This is a genomic window from Marinobacter sp. (assembly GCF_965229985.1).
GTDB lineage: Bacteria > Pseudomonadota > Gammaproteobacteria > Pseudomonadales > Oleiphilaceae > Marinobacter.
This window is the reverse complement of record NZ_OZ245935.1, coordinates 2,747,988-2,766,507: the sequence shown is the minus strand read 5'-3', so window position 1 is coordinate 2,766,507 and position 18,520 is coordinate 2,747,988. Positions and strand designations below refer to the sequence as shown.

Here is an 18,520-nt window from a genome sequence, read left to right as displayed (position 1 = left end):
GTCGGCTACTCAAGCGAGGAATTTCCGGACGTCAATCTTATACTCATCCGGATCTACGGCCCGAAGAATACGGTCCTGGGTGCCCGGTTTCGCCAGATCGATGGTATCCACCGTGATCGGCATGCGGAATTTGGTGTGGTACATAACGCGCACAGTCGGCAGTCTCTGGTCGCTCTCGTTGGCTTCGACCACCACGCCAAGTCGGCCACTTTCCAGCAGCACCAGAGAGCCCACCGGATAAAGGCCAAGGCAACGGATAAACTGTTTGACCAGTACCGGATCCAGATGACTGCCGCTCCATTCCAGAAGCTTCTTCAGGCCCTGGGTTGGCGTCATGCCCTTGTGATAGACCCGGTCTGCCGTAATGGCGTCGTAGACATCGCTGATCGCGACCATGCGACCGTACTCCGAGATCTCGTCGCCCTTCAGACCTTCCGGATAGCCGGTTCCGTCCAGACGCTCATGGTGCTGGGCTGCGGTGATGACGGTGAGCTCACCAATGCCCTCGGTGGTGGCCAGAATGTCCCGCGAGTGGCGGGCGTGGAGTTTCATCACCTCGAATTCTTCGGCGGTCAGGCGACCGGGTTTGTGCAGTATCTCATCGGGGGTAAGGATCTTGCCCAGGTCGTGGAGCAGGGCGCCAACGATGGTCTGGTGCAGGACATCGGAAGACAGGCCGCGATAATTGCCAAAAAGGGACATCAACACACTCAGGTTGACCGAGTGTTCCAGCAGATAATTGTCTTTCTCCCGGATTCGTCCCAGACAGCTCAGGGCGTTGGCATTACGGAGGACGGAATGCTGGAGTTCGTCTGCCAGCTGATGGATGGGGGCCACATCAATGGCACCGCCAACCTTGGCGTGATTCATGAATTCGCCGACCAGCCCCTGAGCCTGGCTGTGGACCTGCTGGGCGATCACCATTTCTTCGGCAAGCGGTACGTAGGGACGTAGGCCGGGCGTCAGTTCACCCGCCTTTTGCAGGGCCGACTCGTTCCGGCGATCCACTTCGGCGGCCGTTTCCGAATCCTGGGTGTCGAGCCCTTTTGATGGATCGATATAAACGAATTCCACCCCCATCCGACGGATTTTCTCGATGGTTTCCTCTTTTTTGATCACACCGCGCTTGCGCTGGGTGTTATGGGGAATCCAGTCGTTGTTCAGGTCGGTTATGTACATGCCGACCTTGAGTGCGGATATGGGGACGCGTTTGATCATTCGCCGGGGAAGAACGTCCTCAGGCTATTCTGGTAAGTCTTACCAATCACCTCATCCAGAGGCAGTTCTTTCACCTCGGCGATTTTCTCGGCGATAAAGGGCAGGTAAAACGGTGCGTTTTCCTTCCCGCGGTAGGGTACCGGGGTCAGGAAGGGTGAATCGGTTTCCAGCAGGATCTGCTCAATCGGCGCCATGCGCACGATATCCCGCACATTCTCGGCCTTGTTGAATGTCGTGATGCCATTGAAGCCCAGGCACCAACCCTGATCCAGCGCATACCGGGCAAGCCCCGGGCCGGACGTGAAGCTGTGGATCACCCCACGGCGCTTGAGGGTATCCTCAAACTCACCGAGGATGGCAATGGTGTCTTCATCCGCTTCGCGGCTATGGATAACCACGGGCCTGTCCGTGTCACAGGCGATCTGCAACTGACGCCGGAACACCTCGCGCTGCACGTCCCGGTCGGCGTTGTCGTAAAAATAGTCCAGGCCGATTTCGCCCACGGCAACGATCTTCTCATCCCGGGCGTGGGCACGGATTTCTGCTTCCACTTCGTCGGAATAGCTTTCGGCATCGTGGGGGTGGATTCCCTGGGTGCCATATACCCAGGGTGCTACCTGGCTGAGTTCGCGTACCCTGGCAAGGTTGTCCGGGGACACCGCAATGGTGATCACTTTCTCGATATTGACCCCTTGTGCCTGTTCCAGGGTTTCCTCGAGCGGGCGGTCCTTGAGGTAATCCAGGTGACAGTGGGTCTCAATGATCGGGTGATCGAATACGGGAATCTCGCGACGTTTTTTACTCATTGCCGGGCACTACACTCCATCGCAACCTGCGTCCAGGCTGCTATTCTGTGAATTCAGGCTCACAAGTTTACCAGCTTGTTCGATTGTTGACCTGTATTACCTCCATAGGGAGTTGCACGGAGCACCTTGATGAAGCTGTCGGCGTTTGCCAGTACTTTTCTTTTCGACCCCGGAAAGCCCCGGTTCCGGGATTACCCGACGTTGCTGGATAGCGATGAAACGGAGCTGCCGGGACTGGAGGCCAGCCTGGAACAGATTGGCGAATATCAGCGCCGGCTCTGGGCGAATCAGGCCAGGGCGGTTTTACTGGTCACCCACGGCCCGGATACCAGCGGCAAGGACAGCCTGATCCGAACCCTGGCGACCTTTGCAGACCCCGCCGGCTTCCATGCCTGGTCGTTCAGCCGGCCCAGGGGCGCCGAAGTCCGCCATGATTTTTTATGGCGAGTGACGCCTTATCTGCCCGGCTTTGGCGAGATGGTCGCCTTTAATCGCAGCCATCATGAGGCTGTGATCTCCGAGCGGGTATGGCCGGTCCATGAGCCCGATAGCTATAACTGGCAAAACCGCTACCGGTCGATCCGGCACTTCGAGAACCATCTGGTGGAAGAGGGCACCACGGTCATCAAGATCTGGCTCAATTTGTCAGAGGACGAGCATCGTCAGCGCCTCCTGAAACGCCTCGACAAACCGCGCAAGCGCTGGAAGTTTGATCAGTCGGATATCGACGGTTGGGAGAAGCGCCGCCAATACGAGTCCTTTGCAGAAGAGGCCCTGGCCGCGACTCATACAGAGCAGGCGCCCTGGTTCATCGTGCCGGGTGACCGGAAACCCCAGGCCCGTGCCATTGTTGCGGCAGTACTGGCTGAGCAGCTGAAGCAGTTGGCGCCGGATTACCCGAAAGAAGATGAGAACGTCTTGAAAGAGTACCGGCACCTGTTGGCAAAAAATGGCGTGAAATAAACACAGTGGAGGAATGCATGCACATTGTTGTAGTCGGTGGCGGCGTGGTGGGAATGACCACGGCCTACGAGCTGAACCGCAGGGGCCACCAGGTAACTGTGCTGGAACGTCATTCAATGGCCGGCAACGAGACCAGCAAAGCCAATGCGGCACAGCGATCCTATGGCGTGGTCTACCCCTGGGCCGATCCCTCGATTGTGTTCAAGGCCATACCCTGGATCCTCAAGCAGGATGGCCCTTTGAAACTGCGGTTTCCGCCGTCTGTGGAAACACTGAAATTCATGTTCGCCACCCTCCGTTACGCCTGGTCGCCGGGCCTGTTCGGATTGAATCGCCGGGCCATGTTGCGGCTAGGTATCCATAGCCGGGAACGGTTCCTGGCTCTGGAAAAGGAGCTTGATCTTGACTTCGACGGGGACCATCAGGGCCTTTTGCACCTGGCCAGCACCCCGGAGGCGCTGGACGGCTACCGGACAACCCATGAACTCCTGAACGAACTCGGCATTCCTTCCCGTTTGCTCACCCCCGAACAGGTGCGCGAGGCCGAACCCGGCATGGTCGGTAACGGCCCGCTTTACGGTGCCCTGAGCTACGATACTGACGGCACCGGAGACTGTCACAAGTTCTCACGTGAACTGGCGAAAGCCTGCGAGGAAAACGGGGTTGTCGTTCGTTACAACGTGGAAGCCGAAAAACTGATTGCCGATGAGCAGAAGGTCAGTGCTATTTCAGTCAGAAACAGCGATGGCGTGATGGAAACCCTGGAAGCGGATGCTGTCGTGATCAGCGCCGGTTGCTGGTCCAACAACCTGGTTCAGCCCCTGGGCCTGGAACTGCCCATCTATCCGGTGAAAGGTTACAGCCTCACCGTGCCGATGAAAGATTCAGAGCGAGGCCCGACTTCCACCATCCATGACGACAATTACAAAGTCGTCTCCACCCGTCTGGGCAACCGGTTGCGCGCTACCGGCTTTGTCGAGCTGGCGGATTTCAACCGGGATGTTCCCGAAGCCCGACTGGCAACTATCAAGAAGTCGGTCGAATCCCGATTCCCCGGCTGCGCCGATCTTGACGCCGCCGAAACCTGGACCGGCTTTCGCCCCATGACCCCGGACGGCCCGGCGATTATCGGCCGTGGCCCAAGAGAAAACCTCTATTTGAACACCGGCCACGGCACCTTCGGCTGGACCCTTTCCGCAGGTAGTGCAGACCTGATTGCCCAAGTAATAGATGGCGAGGACCCAATCCTTTGTCTGGACGCCTTCCGCCCAGGAAGATTTCAGGAATAGTCTCAATAAACCGATGCGCGCAAAAGGCCCGGGAGCCGAACGGACAAGCCTTCCCGGGATCGTCGAAAACATGGATGTTTTCGTCGAGCGTACATGGACGTATTCACAGCGTATCCCGGGAAGGCTTGTCCGTTCGGTTCTTGCTCTTCACTAGAGCGCGCTCCACGTTAGAGCACAGCGTATGAGCAAACCCGATATCCCGATCAGACAGCAACGGTAGCCGCTCGAAAACCCACTGGGACAGCTTCCCTTCAGGCGGTGTATCCAGTTCCGGCAGCAAGGTTTCGAGCCGACCGCGGAGGGCGCCAAGGCGATTTTCGTCGGCAGGCTCAGGCTGGTTATCCATAGTTTCTGAAAGCCCGGACATTTCCCAGGCGTAGAGCATCACCGACTGGGCAAGGTTCAGGGAGGGGTAGGCGACCTTCATGGGGATGCCGGTGAGTAGATCGCAGAGCGCAAGTTCATCGTTCGACAAGCCCCGGTCTTCGCGCCCGAATACCAGGGCGGCCGTGGCCACGGATGAGCCCTTGGTAGCCAATACTTCCCGCAAGCCTGAGGGCGTGTGCCAATCCTGGCGCCGATGCCGCGTCTTGGCGGAGGTGCCCATCAGCAGGTCTACGGAGTTTCTTACCGCTTCCAGATCGGGGAAAATGCGCGCATTGTCCAGGATGTGGTCGCTGCCATGGGCCAGCCAGTGGGCTTCCGGGCGGGTGTGCAGATCGGAATTGACCAGCCAGAGCTCGCCAAAGCCCATGGTGCACAGGGCGCGGGCGGCTGCGCCGACATTTTCCGGAACCTTGGGTTCAACAAGTACAAAGGCCAGTTGCATGACGTTACCTCCGGCGGCGAGTTTACACCACGGCGCGGAATCTTTTTACCAGCGGTGGCAGCAGCTGAACGACTGGCTGGTGCTGCACCGGGAGTTCTGGCAACCGGCGCCGTTCATGACCCCGGAACCGGCCTGGGCAAAAGTTTATCCGCAACTGACCGCGATGCTGGCGGAGCTAACCGATGCAGAATGTCAGCATCTGGATGACGCCCCCATTGAGCTGGCCGCGCGAGCGTCCCGGTGGCTGCCGTCGCTGGAGGCTTATGCCGACCTGGTGCAGCTGCCGGAGCTTTTGCCATCAGCCGAGAAGGCATTGGAGGCGACCCTGCCGGAAATCCGGGCCACGGATATGCCCGGCCGGAAGCGACTGCAGTCGGGTGCTTTTGCCGCCGCACTGACGCCTCTGGAACACTCCGCCCTGGATTGGTGTTGCGGCAAGGGCCATCTGTCCAGGACGCTGGCGCCGTTTTGCCCTGGTGAGATACAGGGTCTCGAGTGGAATCCGGAACTGGTGCGTGACGGCAACCGGCTGGCCCAGCACTTCGGGGATCGGGTGTCGATCGGCTGCCAGGATGTCATGGCGGCGGAACTGGCGCTTCCTGGCAATCACCATGGTGTTGCGCTCCATGCCTGCGGCGACCTGCATAGACAGCTTCTGAAGCGGGGTAGCGAGGCCGGGTTGCCGAGGCTGAGTATTTCACCTTGCTGCTACCACCTGACCGACCAGACTATTTACCGGCCTCTTTCCAGACGGGCGTCGGGTTATCAGAAGGTGCTGCAACCGGGCCGAAACGATCTGCGGCTGGCGGTCCAGGAAACGGTAACGGCGCCTGCACGCGTGCGTGAGCAGACCCGGCGTATCAGCCAGTGGCGGCTCGGGTTCGATGGCCTGCAGCGGTTCCTGCGGGGGCATGACGAATACCTGCCAGTGCCTTCACATCCGGCGCGACTGCTGAACGAAGGCTTTCCGGCTTTTTGTCAATGGGCAGCGGCGAAAAAGCACCTGGAGCTACCCGACCCGGTCGATTTCGAATTCTGGTTGTCGTTTGGTGAGCGTCGGCTGGCGGAGGTTCGCCGCCACGAGCTGGTCCGGCATCTGTTCCGGCGCCCGCTGGAACTCTGGATGGTGCTCGATTACGCGATCTATCTGGAGGAGCAAGGCTACCGAGTACGACTGGGCCAGTTCTGCGACCGGGCGCTAACGCCCCGTAATCTGCTACTCGATGCCGTCAGGGTTTCCGATACTCTACCCGTTCAACACAGCCATCCCTGAAATACACATAGGTCAGCTCATAAAGCGCGCCGTAATAGCGGGTCTGGTAGATCCAGACTTCCTGCGGGCTGGTGTAGGTTTCAGGCGGATTGCCGAAGGCCCGGCGAACATGCTCCCGGGTCATGCCCCGGACCACCTGCTCGCGAACCAGATAACGGCGAAGATCGGTGGAATTTATAAACCGGCAGGTGCCGGCCTCTTCCTCGGGTTCTGACTCTTCGGCCTGTTCCCCGGGATCGGGTGCCTCTTGCGCCGGCAGGTTTTGATTAAAGCTGCCGCCAATGCGGTTGTCCCGTAACTCAATTGATTCGGCATCCTCTCCACAGGGCTGGTCGGAGAACACCGTATTGCCGTCTTTTTCGCAGCGAAAAACCTGGGCCTGTGCCGGCACTGCCAGAGCGGAGAGGGTAAAGAACAGGGCAATGGCTTGGAGCATCGGTCCCTCGCGTGTTTTCAGAAACAGAAAAGGCGCCCGAAGGCGCCTTTTCAAACTACTCAGATTGCGATCGTTGCTTAACGGCGAATCTGAATGCGCGCTTCAACCCGGCGGTTCTCAGCGCGGCCTTCCGCGGTGTTGTTCGAGGCAATAGGCGCTTCCTCACCGTAACCTACGGCGTTAACCCTCGACGGATCAACTCCCAGAGGGCCGGTCAGGCGTTCGGCAACGGCTTCGGCCCGACGCTGTGACAGTGCACGGTTGTAGTCGGCAGCACCACGGCTGTCGGAGTGGCCGGCGATTTCCACGATGGTTTCAGGATTCTCACTCAGGAAATCAGCCACCCGGCGAATCTCTGAATCGAAGGAATTGCCGATGACAGAGCTGTTGGTTGGGAACTGCACTTCGATGGTAAACGTCTCGATGGTTTCGACAACCCCCTCACAGCCGGTTTCGTCGACTTCAGCGCCGGCGGTAGTGTTCGGACACAGATCCTGGCTGTTCACGACACCATCGTTATCGCTGTCCAGTTCGCATCCACGGTTGTCCACCTCGGCCCCGCGGGGAGTGTTCGGGCAGTCGTCGCGGCTATCCACAACGCCATCGCGATCGGCATCCGGTTCGCAACCGGTGCTGTCAACGACTGTCCCTGCAGGAGTGCCGGGGCACTGGTCCCGGGAATCGGGAACACCGTCCGCGTCGGAGTCCGCAGGTTGAGGTGCGGCCTGGGCAATGGTCCGGGTGAAGGCGAAGCTGATACCCAAAGAAACCTGTGTATCGAAGGTGCTCTCGTCAATACCGTGGAACTCACGCAGATCGCCACGCAGTGATACGGCGTCGCTGATGTTGTAGCGGAAGCCGGTACCCACGTTCACCCGGGTTTCGTCATGGTTGCTACCAGCGGTCCGGACACCACTATTGTCAGAACCAAAATCGGCATTGCCGGCGCCCAGAGACACATACGGGTTCCAGGCCTCGTCCGGACCCGCAAAGTAATAGGTGCCATCGACCCTGACTTCCTCAAATTCGGATTCACCTGCCACGTATTTGCGATCAGCATCGGCACGTGAGTAGAGCGCCTCAACCGACCAGTGAGGGCGGAAGCGGTACTCAACACCAACACCGAAGGTGCCGGTCTCGCTCAGGTCGCGCTTGTCGTCAAACAGCTGGAAGGCGGCAAACGGGTTGATATAGACGGTTTCCTGACGGTCGGCCATGGCCGGGGTTGTCAGAGTGGCGGCGAGGACCGCCGCGGAAATCGGACGCATGACGTTCATGCAGAACCTCCTGTTCATTGTCGTTTTGGTACAACACCACTTCATGAAAAGTGCTTGTATACCCGGAATTTAGGCTAGTAGGCCAAAAAAGACAAAAAAATGATACGGATTGTTACGTCCGCAATTGTACCCAGTTGACCATTACGTGCCGGAAGTCGTTTCAGGCCAGAGCCGAAAAATACAGGTGAGCGCTCTTCTTACTGAAATTGAGGATCTCGCCGTTGTCGAAGTGTACTTCGAACGAGCTTTCATCCTCGGAAACCACCGAGCCGGGGCCAAAAATCGCGTGGCTAAGACGCTTCTGATGCCAGAGCGGTTCCATCGAATTTACGGATGTTGCCGCCTGGCCTTCCAGAGTGACGCTCTCCCGCTCGGCATAGCGCTGGCTGACCGGCGTGAGGGGTGCGGTCAAGCGGATGATTGAAGTCTCGGCCGGGATTCGTTCATCCAGCCAGCGCCCGAACTCCTCGGCCAGGGAGAAGCAGAATTCTTCCACAAATCTGCTTGGGCCCTGGTCGCCGTCCAGGTGCGGTTGCTTGCTGGCGGGTCGGGTAATCAGGTGCAGCTGTTGGCGGGTTCGCGTCATAGCCACGTAGAGCAGCCGCCGTTCACTCTCCAGAAATCCTCGGGCATCGTCCTGGGGCCGCGGGCTGTAGGGCAGGTATTTCTCCTGCAGGCCGGGAATAATCACGGTCGGCCATTCCAGGCCTTTGGTGCGATGAATGGTCGAGAGCAAAACGCCCCCCTGCTGCTTTTCGCCCGCCTGTTGCTTCAGGGCTTTCAGATGCTCCAGGGCACCCTCGGCGGTGACATCCAGGCTTTTCAGGTATTGCCGAAAGCCCTGTACGGTATCAATCCGCTCCTCGGCGCTCTCATGGGTCAGGGCCAGGCTGCGGATGCCCTCGTAGAGATCGGTATGCTCGGCATAGACACTGATAAGCCCTGCAACCGGACCCCCATAGCTGCGAAGTTGAGCAAGCACCTCGCCCAGTTTCCGCAACTTACGGGCCGCCATGGGTGCCAGGGCGTCAAAATCCATGGCCAGCAACCGCTCTTGCCAGCCGCCGGAAAACCCGGCCAGGAACCGCGCCAGTTGCTCAAGCTCGGGCTCTTTCAAGCCAACGTGGGGGAAACGCAACAACTGTCGTGCCAGTTCCAGCCGATCCTCGTCCGGCAGATTTTCAAGCTTGCCGGTCACCACCATCAGCAACGCGGTGATCGCCTGCACCTCCCGGCTGAACAGGGCACCCTTGCCGGCATCAATCCGGTAGGGAATCTGCCTGGCCAGTAATTTCAGCTCGATGGGGACACTCTGACTCCAGACCCTGAACAGAATGGCCGTCCTTGCCAAAGCCGGTTCCGACTGGCCCTGAAGAACCTGCAACACCGTATCGGCATCGCTCTCCGCCCGGTGCAGGGTGATCTCCGTGCCGGGCGTGGAAGGGTGGGAATGGCAGAGTACATCTTTGCGTCCGGTGTTGTGGCAGATCAGATGATTCGCCAGCAACGCCACCCGATGGCCGTAGCGGAAGGTGTAACTGAGGGTCTGCTCCAACGGGCTTTCGAACTCATCGCTGAACCGCTTGAGGATAAACTCGGGCTTCGCGCCCCGGAACTCATAAATCGTCTGGTCCGGGTCGCCGACCACCGTCACCCGGGCCCGGTCCCCGGCCACGTACCGCAACAGCAGATGCTGGATCTCATTGGTGTCCTGGTACTCATCAACCAGAATCAGATCCATCTTGTTGCCCACCAGCCGCTGCAACGGAGAGTTCTGGTGAATCGCCATCACCGGCTCGTACAGCATGTCGGCATAACTGATCCGACCCTGGCTTTTACGCCACTGCTCAAAGCTGTGGAACAGATCAATGAGGTACTTGTGCTTGTCCGAATACCCCAACTCCTCAAACACGATCTCCGCCGGCGACAGCGTTGTCTTTACCAGGTCAATAAACCCCGTCGCCGTCTCGACAAAATCCTTCTTGTTGCGCCGGATCTCATCCGCCAGATCCTCCGGCGCCAGCCGACGGGTTAACTGCCAGGCCTGAAAACTGATCTCCTGCTCGGTCAGAATCTTGTCTGAAAACCCCGGCAGATAACCCTCTCGCACAAACCGTTTGTACAGCCGCAAGCCCATGGCGTGATAGGTCCGGATCTCCGGCAGCGCCAGCCCACTCTGAGCACACACCTCCTGCAGCTTGCGCTCGAAATCCACCCGGGCGCTGCGGTTGAACATCAACACCAGCATCCGGTCCGGATCATGCCCCTGTTCCAGCAGGTACCGAATCCGCCACGCAAGCGTCGACGTCTTGCCACTGCCTGCCACGGCGGTAATCACCGAATGTTCATAGCCGGCGGTAATAATCGCCCGCTGTTCATCGGTGAGGTAATCCGGAAGGTTGGTGGTATCAGAAATTTGGGGTTCGGTCGGCATGGCCGGTATTGTAACGGCCTGCTGGTAGAGCGGATACCGCTGCCGCATAATTGAAAGTCCTCATTATGGCCGTTGGACTATAACTCACAGGTACGACAGTGAGTTGGGATAAGCCTTTCCAAAACTGTGCGGAGCCATGGATGGCGGAGCCCAAGCGCCACATGGATGTGCCGCAAGGAGCGTGTTTTGGAAAGGCTTATCCCAACTTAATGCCCCCGAAACTTGAAGGTCTGGAAAAATGGAAATAGCAGAATCAGTAAACGTACTGGGCGAAAAACTGGAAACCTGCGGCAAAGACCCGATTACCGGCTTCTACCGCGATGGCTGCTGCAATGTAGGCCCCGATGACTTTGGCCTGCACGCCGTCTGCGCGGTAGTCACTGCCGAATTCCTCGAATTCTCCAAAGCCCAGGGCAACGACCTCAGCACCCCCAGGCCCGAATTTGGCTTTGAGGGACTGAAGCCGGGCGACAGCTGGTGCCTGTGCGCCGCCCGCTGGCAGGAAGCGTTTGAAGCCGGCAGCGCGCCACGAGTGCGCCTGCGTGCCACCCACCAGGCGGCCCTGGAAAAGTGCGCCCTCGATGACCTCAAAGCCCACGGTGCCGACCTTAGCTGATGAGCCATCCCGGACCCGAAACTGCGCCGGACGCGGCGGCGTGGCGCGCCCTGCAGGCCAGCCTTGCCGCCAGAGGCGAACGCCGTCTGGTTCTGCTGGAGGGCAATCGGGAAAACAACCTCAGATGGCTTTCGGGCCTGCTGCCTGAGCTCGAACTTCAAACCGGCGTCTGGACCGGTCCGGCAGATCGGAGCCCTGATCCCCGCCTGACCCGGATCGTATCCACCGAGGCCCGACAATGGCTCGGCCGTGAAGTCTCCATGATTGTCTGGGACGGCTGGCAGGGAAACCCACCGGATGCCTTCGCTGCACTCTCGGGCGCGTTGACCGCCGGCGGCCTGCTGTTCTGGTTGATGCCGCCGCTGGATGACTGGCACCGGTTTGCCGATCCGGATTACCACAGAACCGGCCTGGACCATGGCGGGGAACATCCCTTTGCGGCCCGGATGGCCGACGTTCTCGCCGACCATGAAGCCGTGATCCGTATATCCACCGGCAGCGCGACATCGCCCTTGCCGGCCATGCCCCTCGTACCGGAGCAAAGCTTCCGAATTGGAACAACCCGCGATCAGGAACAACTGATCCAGCGCCTGGTCCGGTTTGGCCTTGGCCGGAGACGTCGGCCGCTCGTTGTCACGGCAGACCGGGGCCGGGGCAAGTCCGCCGCTCTGGGTATGGCGGCGGCGGAATTGCTGGAGAAAGGCAGGCAGGAAATCGTTGTTACTGCGCCATCGCAACAGAATGTAGAGGCTCTGTTTCGCCACGCCCGCGAAGTTCTGGCAGATCAGCTGGATGAGGTGAACGCCGAGACGCTGACAACCCGCTCGGGCGGGCGCCTGAGGTATGTTCCTGTTCGGGAACTCCTGGCCTTGCGACCGGAGGCAGAGGTGGTTCTGGTGGACGAGGCTGCGGCCCTGCCAGCACCTCTGCTGAAATCGGTTTTGCTGGGCTGGCCCAGGGTAGCGTTCTCAACTACGGTCCATGGCTACGAAGGAGCCGGACGTGGCTTTGCCATTCGCTTCCGACAGGTGTTGGAGCAGTCAACGCCCCATTGGCAGTCGGTAACGCTGACCGAGCCGGTGCGCTGGTCCGGGAGTGATCCGTTGGAGGCCCTGATCTCCCGGCTCTTTCTTCTGGCCGCGGATGGCAGTGGTTCAGCCGCCAAAACCGAAAGCAGGACCGGGGAGCTGGTTATCGAATCCTGGCAGCCGGCAACCGCCGGTGATGAGCCGCTGTCGAACGCCTTTGGTTTGCTGGTGGATGCCCATTACCGGACCAGCCCTGCTGATCTTCGGCAATGGCTGGACGACACGGCCGCCCGGACCTGGCGGGCGCGGATTGGCGACCGGACGGTTGGAATACTCTGGTGTGCGCTTGAAGGTGGGCTTTCGCCTGAGCTGGCTGAACAGGTCAGCCTGGGTACCCGTCGCATTCGCGGCCATCTGCTGCCGCAATCTCTGGCCAGTCACAGCGGCTACCCGGAAGCCGCCGCCCTGAAGGCGCTCCGGGTTGTCCGCATTGCAGTATCAGATGACGCCAGGCGGTCAGGTATTGGCCAGAGCCTGGTGGAGGCTGCAAGGGCGTACACCGTTGAGCAGGGTGTTGATTACCTGGGAACCAGTTTTGGTGGCAGCGCCGAGCTACTGGCGTTTTGGCAGGCCTGTGGTCTTCATGTGGTCAGGGTGGGTTTGCAACAGGAGGCTTCCAGTGGTGAGTATCCGTTGCAGATGATCAAAGGCATCTCGCAGCCCGGCCTGGAAATGGAAGGACGTATCCGCACCCGACTGTCTGGCCACTGGCTTATCCTGGTGCCCGACAACTGGCATGGTTTGGAACCGGAAATGCTCGCGGAGATAACGGCTGACCTGCCTTCGGGGCCTGCGCTCGATGCTGATGATCTGCGGGACCTTCGCAATTTCGCCAACGGCCACCGGGGCTTTCAGGTGATGGTGCCAGTGTTGCGGAAGCTGAGCCAGGCGCCGGGTATCATGGCCTGGCTGAGGGATCAGGACGGGCTGACCTTGTGGTGCCGTAGCGTGCTGCAGGGCCGCTCATGGTCCTCGCTTCAGGCAGAGAAACTTTGCCTGGGGCAAAGAGAAGGTGAGGATCACCTGCGGCAGTTGGTTCGCGATCTATTGGAAAATGGCCCGGGTTTGTGACCCGCTCGATTTAATTTCCAGCGGTGCCTGCCCAGAATGGGCCCAGTGATTCTTCCACCCCTTCACAGAGACTGTTTGCTATGGCCAAGGGAACCGGCGCCCTCCGTTTTTTGCTGATTTTGCTTCCGCTTCTTGCTTTCCTGTCTGCCTGCGCTTCCCCGAACCAACCGGTTGCTCTTAGTCCCGAGGCCCTGGCCGAGGCCGATGCACTTCTGATTACAGCGGCCGGTAGTGGTGAAAAGCGGCGCGTGGAGCTGTTGTTGTCCGCCGGTGCGGATGTAAATACCAGTGACCAGAACGGTTATACCCCCGTTATGCGGGCGGCAGAGAACGGCCATCTGTCAGTGGTGAAGCTATTGGTGGCAGCCGGTGCCAACGTCAATGTCAGCCAGGGGGGTGAATCCCTGTTGATGAAAATCGTGGCCAATGGTGATTTGCTGACCGCAGAAAGGCTGGTGGCCGCCGGGGCCGATGTGAATTACCGGGCCAGGGACGGCCAGACCGCGCTGGACATCGCCCGGACCACCAATAACCGGGATCTGGAAATGCTGCTGGTGCAGGCGGGCGCGCAACTCTAGTTCCCGAACGCTACTCCAGCCCCATCGGATCGGTTTCGTCATCCCACTCCGGAATGAAATGGGCCGCAACGATATCCTCTGGTACATCGGCAATCGCCGGGTAACTCCATTTTGGCTGGCGATCCTTGTCGATGGCCAGGGCTCGTATGCCCTCGGCCAGGTCCGGCCGGCGGATGCATTCCGAGACCATCGCCAGCTCCATTCGGAAGGCGTCCTTCAGGGACATCTGCTGTGCTTTTTGTAGTTGTGTCCAGACCAGCCAGGCCGACACGGGGCATCCGGTTCTCAAAGTGTTCATGCAGGCATGCCACCAGTCGCAGTCCACCTCCGCCGTGAGCAGCTGATCGACGATCTCCGGCAGTTCATCGCCGGCGCTCAGCCGGGCAATCCGCTGTTCGTGTTTTGCAAGATGGCTGGGTGGCAGTGCCCGGTAATCCGGTGTCTGAACCTGATTGAGCAAGCGGAAAAGGCGGTTGTCGTCGGCAGCGGTTTGCCCGGTCCAGCGTTCCGACGCCAGTCGGTCCAGCAGACGGCCCCGGTCTTCCGGCAGAATGGCCATGTCCGCAAGGCCGACCCGAAGTGCATCGCTTACGTTCAGGCGAGCACCGGTCAACCCCATGAACAGGCCGAGTCGGCCGGGCAACCTTTTCAGAAGCCAACTGGCGCCCACATCCGGAAACAGGCCGATGGTGATCTCGGGCATTGCCAGGGTGACATCCGGTGTCACCAGCCGATACCGGCAGCCGGCAAATACGCCAAGTCCACCGCCCATCACCACGCCGTGGGCAATGCCAAGCACAGGTTTCGGGAACCGGTGAATGCTGTAGTCCATCCGGTATTCGCGGTTGAAAACGCGCGCTGGTTCTTCCCGGTCCCGGGAGGTGAGCATGGTATCGTAAAGTTCCCGGATATCACCGCCGGCGCAGAAGGCTTTCTCGCCCGCCCCCTGAATCACCACGATGCAGATCCGGTCATCGTCGGCCCAGCGGTCAAGGATTTCCTGGATCTGCTCGATCATGTGCTCGGAAAGTGCGTTGAGCGTGCCTGGGGAGTTCAGCGTCAGAACACCAATATGGCCTTCGCGACAGGCAAGTTCCTGGGCCTCTACAGACATTGACGATATCTCCGGAGAATTAAAACAATCTTGGATTCGGAATCGAACGTACTTTCACCTTATTAGCCAGAACAGAAAAGAGGACGAACGTCGAAAAGACGTCCTTGACCTATCGCATTTGAGGTTCCCCGGCTCTGTGCTATAAGTGCTAGTCAGTTTACTGTCCGGCTTCCGAACCGGTCTGAAAATCTTGAAAACGATGATGAGAGGGTAATGACAATGAATCTGAAACACTACGCTGTTGCGGGAATTTTTGCGCTTGGCGCTGCTGTACCTGCAGTAGTCTCTGCCGCGGATGCCGAAGCTGGCAAGGCCAAGGCGGCGGTCTGTGCTGCGTGCCACGGCCAGAATGGTCTTGCGCAGATCCCGACCTATCCGAATCTGGCGGGCCAGAATGAGCAGTACCTGGTATCGGCCCTGAAGGCGTACAAGAACAAGCAGCGTTCTGGTGGCCAAGCCGCGATCATGCAGGGTCAGGCTGCTGCCTTGAGTGACACGGATATCGCCAATCTGGCGGCCTATTACGCCAGTCTTCCCGCAGACGGCGGCAAGTAAGCTCTACAGTGCCAGCGAGGCGGCTCAGGCCGCTCCGCTGACGATGCGATAGCTCGGTCTGTAGGCCGAAGAGCCCGGCAGTTTCATCCGGTTCTGGGCTACAAACTGTTCAAGCATGGCCTCGAGCGGTTTGATCAGGCTGGGATCACCGGCAATCTCGAACGGCCCCTTCTCCTGCACCTGCCGTATACCACCCTCCTTGACGTTCCCTGCCACGATGCCACTGAATGCCTTGCGCAGATTTGCGGCGATCAGGTGTACTGGTTGGTCCCGGTGCAGTTCCAGCGCCCGCATGTTGTTGTGATTTGGCTCGAAAGGTAACTGGAACACCGGGTCAATCTTCAGCATCCAGTTGAAGTAATAGGCGTCCTGCATGGCGCGCCGGAAGGTCTCAACCTCTTTCATGCCCTTTTTCATGGTCTGGGCCACGCGCACCGGATCGTCGATGATGATTTCGTATTTGCTTGCGGCTTCGTCCCCAAGGGCGTTCCGGATGAACTTGTCGATCATCTCGAAATATTCCGCGTTCTCCTGCCGGCCGGTAAACACCACCGGGAAGGGCAAGTCGGCATTGTCCGGATGCAGCAGGATGCCCAGCAGGTAGAGAATTTCCTCAGCGGTGCCGACACCACCCGGGAACACAATGACCCCGTGACCACAGCGGACGAAGGCTTCCAGGCGTTTCTCAATGTCCGGCATGATCACCAGTTCATTGACGATGGGGTTGGGGGCCTCCGCACCAATAATGCCCGGCTCGGTGATGCCAATGTAGCGGCCGTCTTTTACCCGCTGCTTGGCGTGGCCAATGGTGGCGCCTTTCATGGGCCCCTTCATTGCCCCCGGACCACACCCGGTACAGATGCTCAGGGCCCTGAGCCCCAGTTGATGACCGACATCCTTGCTGTACTGGTATTCGTCATGGCCGATCGAGTGGCCACCCCAGCAGACCACCAGATCCGGCTGTCTTCCCGCCTGAAGAACCCGGGCGTTGCGCAGGATGTGGAACACATAATTGGTCAGGTCTTCCGGGTCGTCCCGGCGAAAACCTGCGGCTGACTGGGGAATAGAATGGGAGTAGATGATGTCTCTGAGAACCGAGAACAGGTGCTCACGGATCGCCCGAAGCATCTGTCCATCAACGAACGCATGTGCGGGCGCATTGATCAGTTCCAGTTTCAGGCCCCGGGGCTGCGGCACCAGGCGGACATCAAAGTCAGCATGGGATTCCATCAGTGCCTGACAGTCGTCGGTTTCTACCCCGGTATTCAGAACCGCCAGGGCACATTGGCGAAACAGCCGATACAGGCCTCCCTCGCTGCGATCCTTGAGGCGGTTGACCTCATGATTGGAGAGAATTTCAAGGCTGCCCTCGGGGGAGACCAGGGCATTGATGGTGGTTTCCTGCATTAACGGTGAAACTCCTGGATGTTGCGGAAATGCCCGATTTTGAGGCACGCAGTCAAAAGGGTAGACTAAGGCCTTTCAGTACAATACGCCACCCGACAAAATTCCGATTTATGAAACTGCTTATTCGTCCCGCTCCAGAAGTTGCCATCAAGAGTAAACCTGTCCGTCGTCAGCAGATGCGTCACCTGCGGCAGAACATCCGAAAATTGCTGGCACGGCTGGATCCTGAAATTCGCGTGGAAGGCAGCTGGGATCGGGTGGATGTAGAGGTGCCTGACAACCGGGGCCTGTCAGGCCCTGCCCTGGAGGCGCTTTTGCGCATACCGGGCATTTCCACGATTCAGGAAATCGGGGCGTTTCCGTTTATCAACCTCGAAGATGTTGCCGACAAAGCCGTTGAAGCTTTCGCTGACCGGTTGAACGGCAAAACCTTCGCGGTAAGGGCCCGTCGTCATGGTGAGCACAACTTCCGCTCCATTGATCTGGAACGGACGGTGGGCGCCGCCCTGATGCAGGCATCGGAGGCCAGGGGGGTTGATCTGAAATCGCCCCAGGTTGAAGTGCGGATTGAGGTCCATGGCGATCAGTACCACATCGCCCACCGCAAGCACCGGGGATTGGGCGGCTATCCGCTGGGCAGTGTCGAAAACGTGCTGACTCTGATTTCCGGGGGGTACGATTCCTCCGTGGCCGCCTACCTGATGATGCGTCGCGGCCTTCGCAGTCATTTTCTGTTTTTCAACCTGGGAGGCACTGCCCATGAGGTGGGTGTGCGCCAGGTGGTGCACTACCTTTGGGACCGTTATGGCGCTTCCCACAGCGCCAAGTTTATCTCGGTACCCTTCGAGGGCGTGGTTGCCGAAATCATGCGATCGGTGAATCACCGTCACTGGGGGGTGGTGCTCAAACGCCAGATGCTTATGGCGGCTGCCGAGATTGCCCGCAAGAACAACGCAGTCGGCGTAGTAACCGGCGATGCAGTGGCCCAGGTATCGAGTCAGACCCTGAGCAACCTCAACGTGGTAGACAGGGCCAGTGATGAAGTGGTCTTGCGACCTCTGGTGTCCATGGACAAGGAATCCATCATCCGCATCGCCCGGGAAATTGGCACCGAAGTCTATGCCCGCAACATGCCCGAGTACTGTGGCGTAATCTCCCAGAAGCCGGCCACCAGAGCCAAACTGCACCGCGTGGAGGAAGATGAGGCACTGCTGGACGCTTCGGTGCTTGCCAGCGCGATTCAGGCCCGGGAGGAGACGCCGGTGAACCGGTTGCTGGAGACGACCGTGACGCCTGAGGAAGTGGAGCTGGTGCAAACGCCATCGGTGAATGATGTGATCATCGACGTGCGCCACCCCTCGGAGGGCGAGCAATCACCGCTGAAGCTGACCAATAACGAAATCCTGCAGATCCCGTTCTACGAGCTGAATCAGCAGCTACCGGAGCTGCCGGCGAACCGGCAATACCTGCTGTATTGCGACCGAGGCACCATGAGCCGGATGCATGCCGGGCATCTGAAGGCCGAGGGGCACGAAAACGTGAAGGTCTACGTGCCCGCCGCCTGAA

16 protein-coding genes are annotated in these 18,520 nt (G+C 59.3%); 8 read left to right on the top strand and 8 right to left on the bottom strand.

The genetic code is table 11. The features are described 5' to 3' along the window. Positions 1 to 9: 9 nt before the first annotated feature. On the bottom strand, positions 10 to 1,218 hold the full coding sequence (locus ACO06L_RS12705) for an HD-GYP domain-containing protein (protein ID WP_202346095.1): 1,209 nt from the start codon (positions 1,216 to 1,218) through the stop codon (positions 10 to 12). Further along, on the bottom strand, positions 1,215 to 2,024 hold the full coding sequence (locus ACO06L_RS12700) for a TatD family hydrolase (RefSeq protein WP_202346094.1): 810 nt from the start codon (positions 2,022 to 2,024) through the stop codon (positions 1,215 to 1,217). Before ACO06L_RS12700 ends, ACO06L_RS12705 begins: the two co-directional genes overlap by 4 nt. A gap of 129 nt (positions 2,025 to 2,153) precedes the next feature. Between ACO06L_RS12700 and ACO06L_RS12695 the strand changes: the two genes are divergently transcribed. Both ACO06L_RS12695 and ACO06L_RS12690 read left to right on the top strand, forming a co-directional pair. Further along, on the top strand, positions 2,154 to 2,987 hold the full coding sequence (locus ACO06L_RS12695) for a polyphosphate kinase (protein ID WP_202346093.1): 834 nt from the start codon (positions 2,154 to 2,156) through the stop codon (positions 2,985 to 2,987). Positions 2,988 to 3,004: 17 nt separating this feature from the next. Then, positions 3,005 to 4,276 carry a D-amino acid dehydrogenase gene (locus tag ACO06L_RS12690; RefSeq protein WP_202346092.1) on the top strand — a complete coding sequence of 424 codons (1,272 nt, stop codon included), beginning with the start codon at positions 3,005 to 3,007 and terminating at the stop codon, positions 4,274 to 4,276. Between the two features lie 103 nt (positions 4,277 to 4,379). Here the strand turns inward: ACO06L_RS12690 and ACO06L_RS12685 are convergent, their stop codons facing one another. After that, entirely contained in the window at positions 4,380 to 5,105 is a 726-nt protein-coding gene (locus tag ACO06L_RS12685; protein WP_202346091.1) for a tRNA/rRNA methyltransferase, read from the bottom strand. Here ACO06L_RS12685 and ACO06L_RS12680 point away from each other — a divergent pair. Next, positions 5,104 to 6,378 (top strand): methyltransferase, encoded by a 1,275-nt coding sequence (locus ACO06L_RS12680; protein ID WP_202346090.1) that lies wholly within the window; start codon positions 5,104 to 5,106, stop codon positions 6,376 to 6,378. The genes ACO06L_RS12685 and ACO06L_RS12680 overlap by 2 nt on opposite strands. Here ACO06L_RS12680 and ACO06L_RS12675 read toward each other — a convergent pair. From ACO06L_RS12675 to ACO06L_RS12665, 3 genes are all read right to left on the bottom strand, one after another. Beyond that, positions 6,335 to 6,814: a DUF4124 domain-containing protein gene (locus ACO06L_RS12675; protein ID WP_202346089.1), complete on the bottom strand. Its 480-nt coding sequence runs from the start codon at positions 6,812 to 6,814 to the stop codon at positions 6,335 to 6,337. The genes ACO06L_RS12680 and ACO06L_RS12675 overlap by 44 nt on opposite strands. 77 nt (positions 6,815 to 6,891) lie before the next feature. Further along, positions 6,892 to 8,091, bottom strand: a complete 1,200-nt coding sequence (locus ACO06L_RS12670) for an OmpA family protein (RefSeq protein ID WP_202346088.1) — start codon at positions 8,089 to 8,091, stop codon at positions 6,892 to 6,894. Between the two features lie 160 nt (positions 8,092 to 8,251). Beyond that, on the bottom strand, positions 8,252 to 10,573 hold the full coding sequence (locus ACO06L_RS12665) for an ATP-dependent helicase (RefSeq protein WP_202346087.1): 2,322 nt from the start codon (positions 10,571 to 10,573) through the stop codon (positions 8,252 to 8,254). A 190-nt stretch (positions 10,574 to 10,763) separates the two neighbouring features. On the opposite strand from ACO06L_RS12665, the gene ACO06L_RS12660 reads away from it, so the two are divergent. The 3 genes from ACO06L_RS12660 (at position 10,764) to ACO06L_RS12650 (ending at position 13,878) form a co-directional block, all read left to right on the top strand. After that, positions 10,764 to 11,141 carry a DUF2237 family protein gene (locus ACO06L_RS12660; protein ID WP_064229690.1) on the top strand — a complete coding sequence of 126 codons (378 nt, stop codon included), beginning with the start codon at positions 10,764 to 10,766 and terminating at the stop codon, positions 11,139 to 11,141. After that, the gene (locus tag ACO06L_RS12655) at positions 11,141 to 13,300 is read left to right on the top strand and encodes a tRNA(Met) cytidine acetyltransferase TmcA (protein WP_202346086.1); all 2,160 of its coding nucleotides are present in this window, start codon (positions 11,141 to 11,143) and stop codon (positions 13,298 to 13,300) included. The genes ACO06L_RS12660 and ACO06L_RS12655 overlap by 1 nt, the downstream gene beginning before the upstream one ends. Positions 13,301 to 13,380: 80 nt before the next feature. Continuing rightward, positions 13,381 to 13,878: an ankyrin repeat domain-containing protein gene (locus tag ACO06L_RS12650; RefSeq protein WP_202346085.1), complete on the top strand. Its 498-nt coding sequence runs from the start codon at positions 13,381 to 13,383 to the stop codon at positions 13,876 to 13,878. Positions 13,879 to 13,888: 10 nt separating this feature from the next. Here the strand turns inward: ACO06L_RS12650 and ACO06L_RS12645 are convergent, their stop codons facing one another. Continuing rightward, positions 13,889 to 14,992 (bottom strand): enoyl-CoA hydratase/isomerase family protein, encoded by a 1,104-nt coding sequence (locus ACO06L_RS12645; protein WP_202346084.1) that lies wholly within the window; start codon positions 14,990 to 14,992, stop codon positions 13,889 to 13,891. Between the two features lie 219 nt (positions 14,993 to 15,211). On the opposite strand from ACO06L_RS12645, the gene ACO06L_RS12640 reads away from it, so the two are divergent. Beyond that, complete coding sequence (locus tag ACO06L_RS12640) at positions 15,212 to 15,547, top strand: c-type cytochrome (RefSeq protein WP_053113218.1); 336 nt, start codon at positions 15,212 to 15,214, stop codon at positions 15,545 to 15,547. A gap of 24 nt (positions 15,548 to 15,571) precedes the next feature. Here the strand turns inward: ACO06L_RS12640 and ppnN are convergent, their stop codons facing one another. Beyond that, positions 15,572 to 16,954, bottom strand: coding sequence for a nucleotide 5'-monophosphate nucleosidase PpnN (ppnN, locus tag ACO06L_RS12635; RefSeq protein ID WP_064229694.1), 1,383 nt, complete (start codon positions 16,952 to 16,954; stop codon positions 15,572 to 15,574). Positions 16,955 to 17,064: 110 nt separating this feature from the next. On the opposite strand from ppnN, the gene thiI reads away from it, so the two are divergent. After that, positions 17,065 to 18,519 carry a tRNA uracil 4-sulfurtransferase ThiI gene (thiI, locus tag ACO06L_RS12630; RefSeq protein WP_202346083.1) on the top strand — a complete coding sequence of 485 codons (1,455 nt, stop codon included), beginning with the start codon at positions 17,065 to 17,067 and terminating at the stop codon, positions 18,517 to 18,519. Position 18,520: the final 1 nt, after the last annotated feature.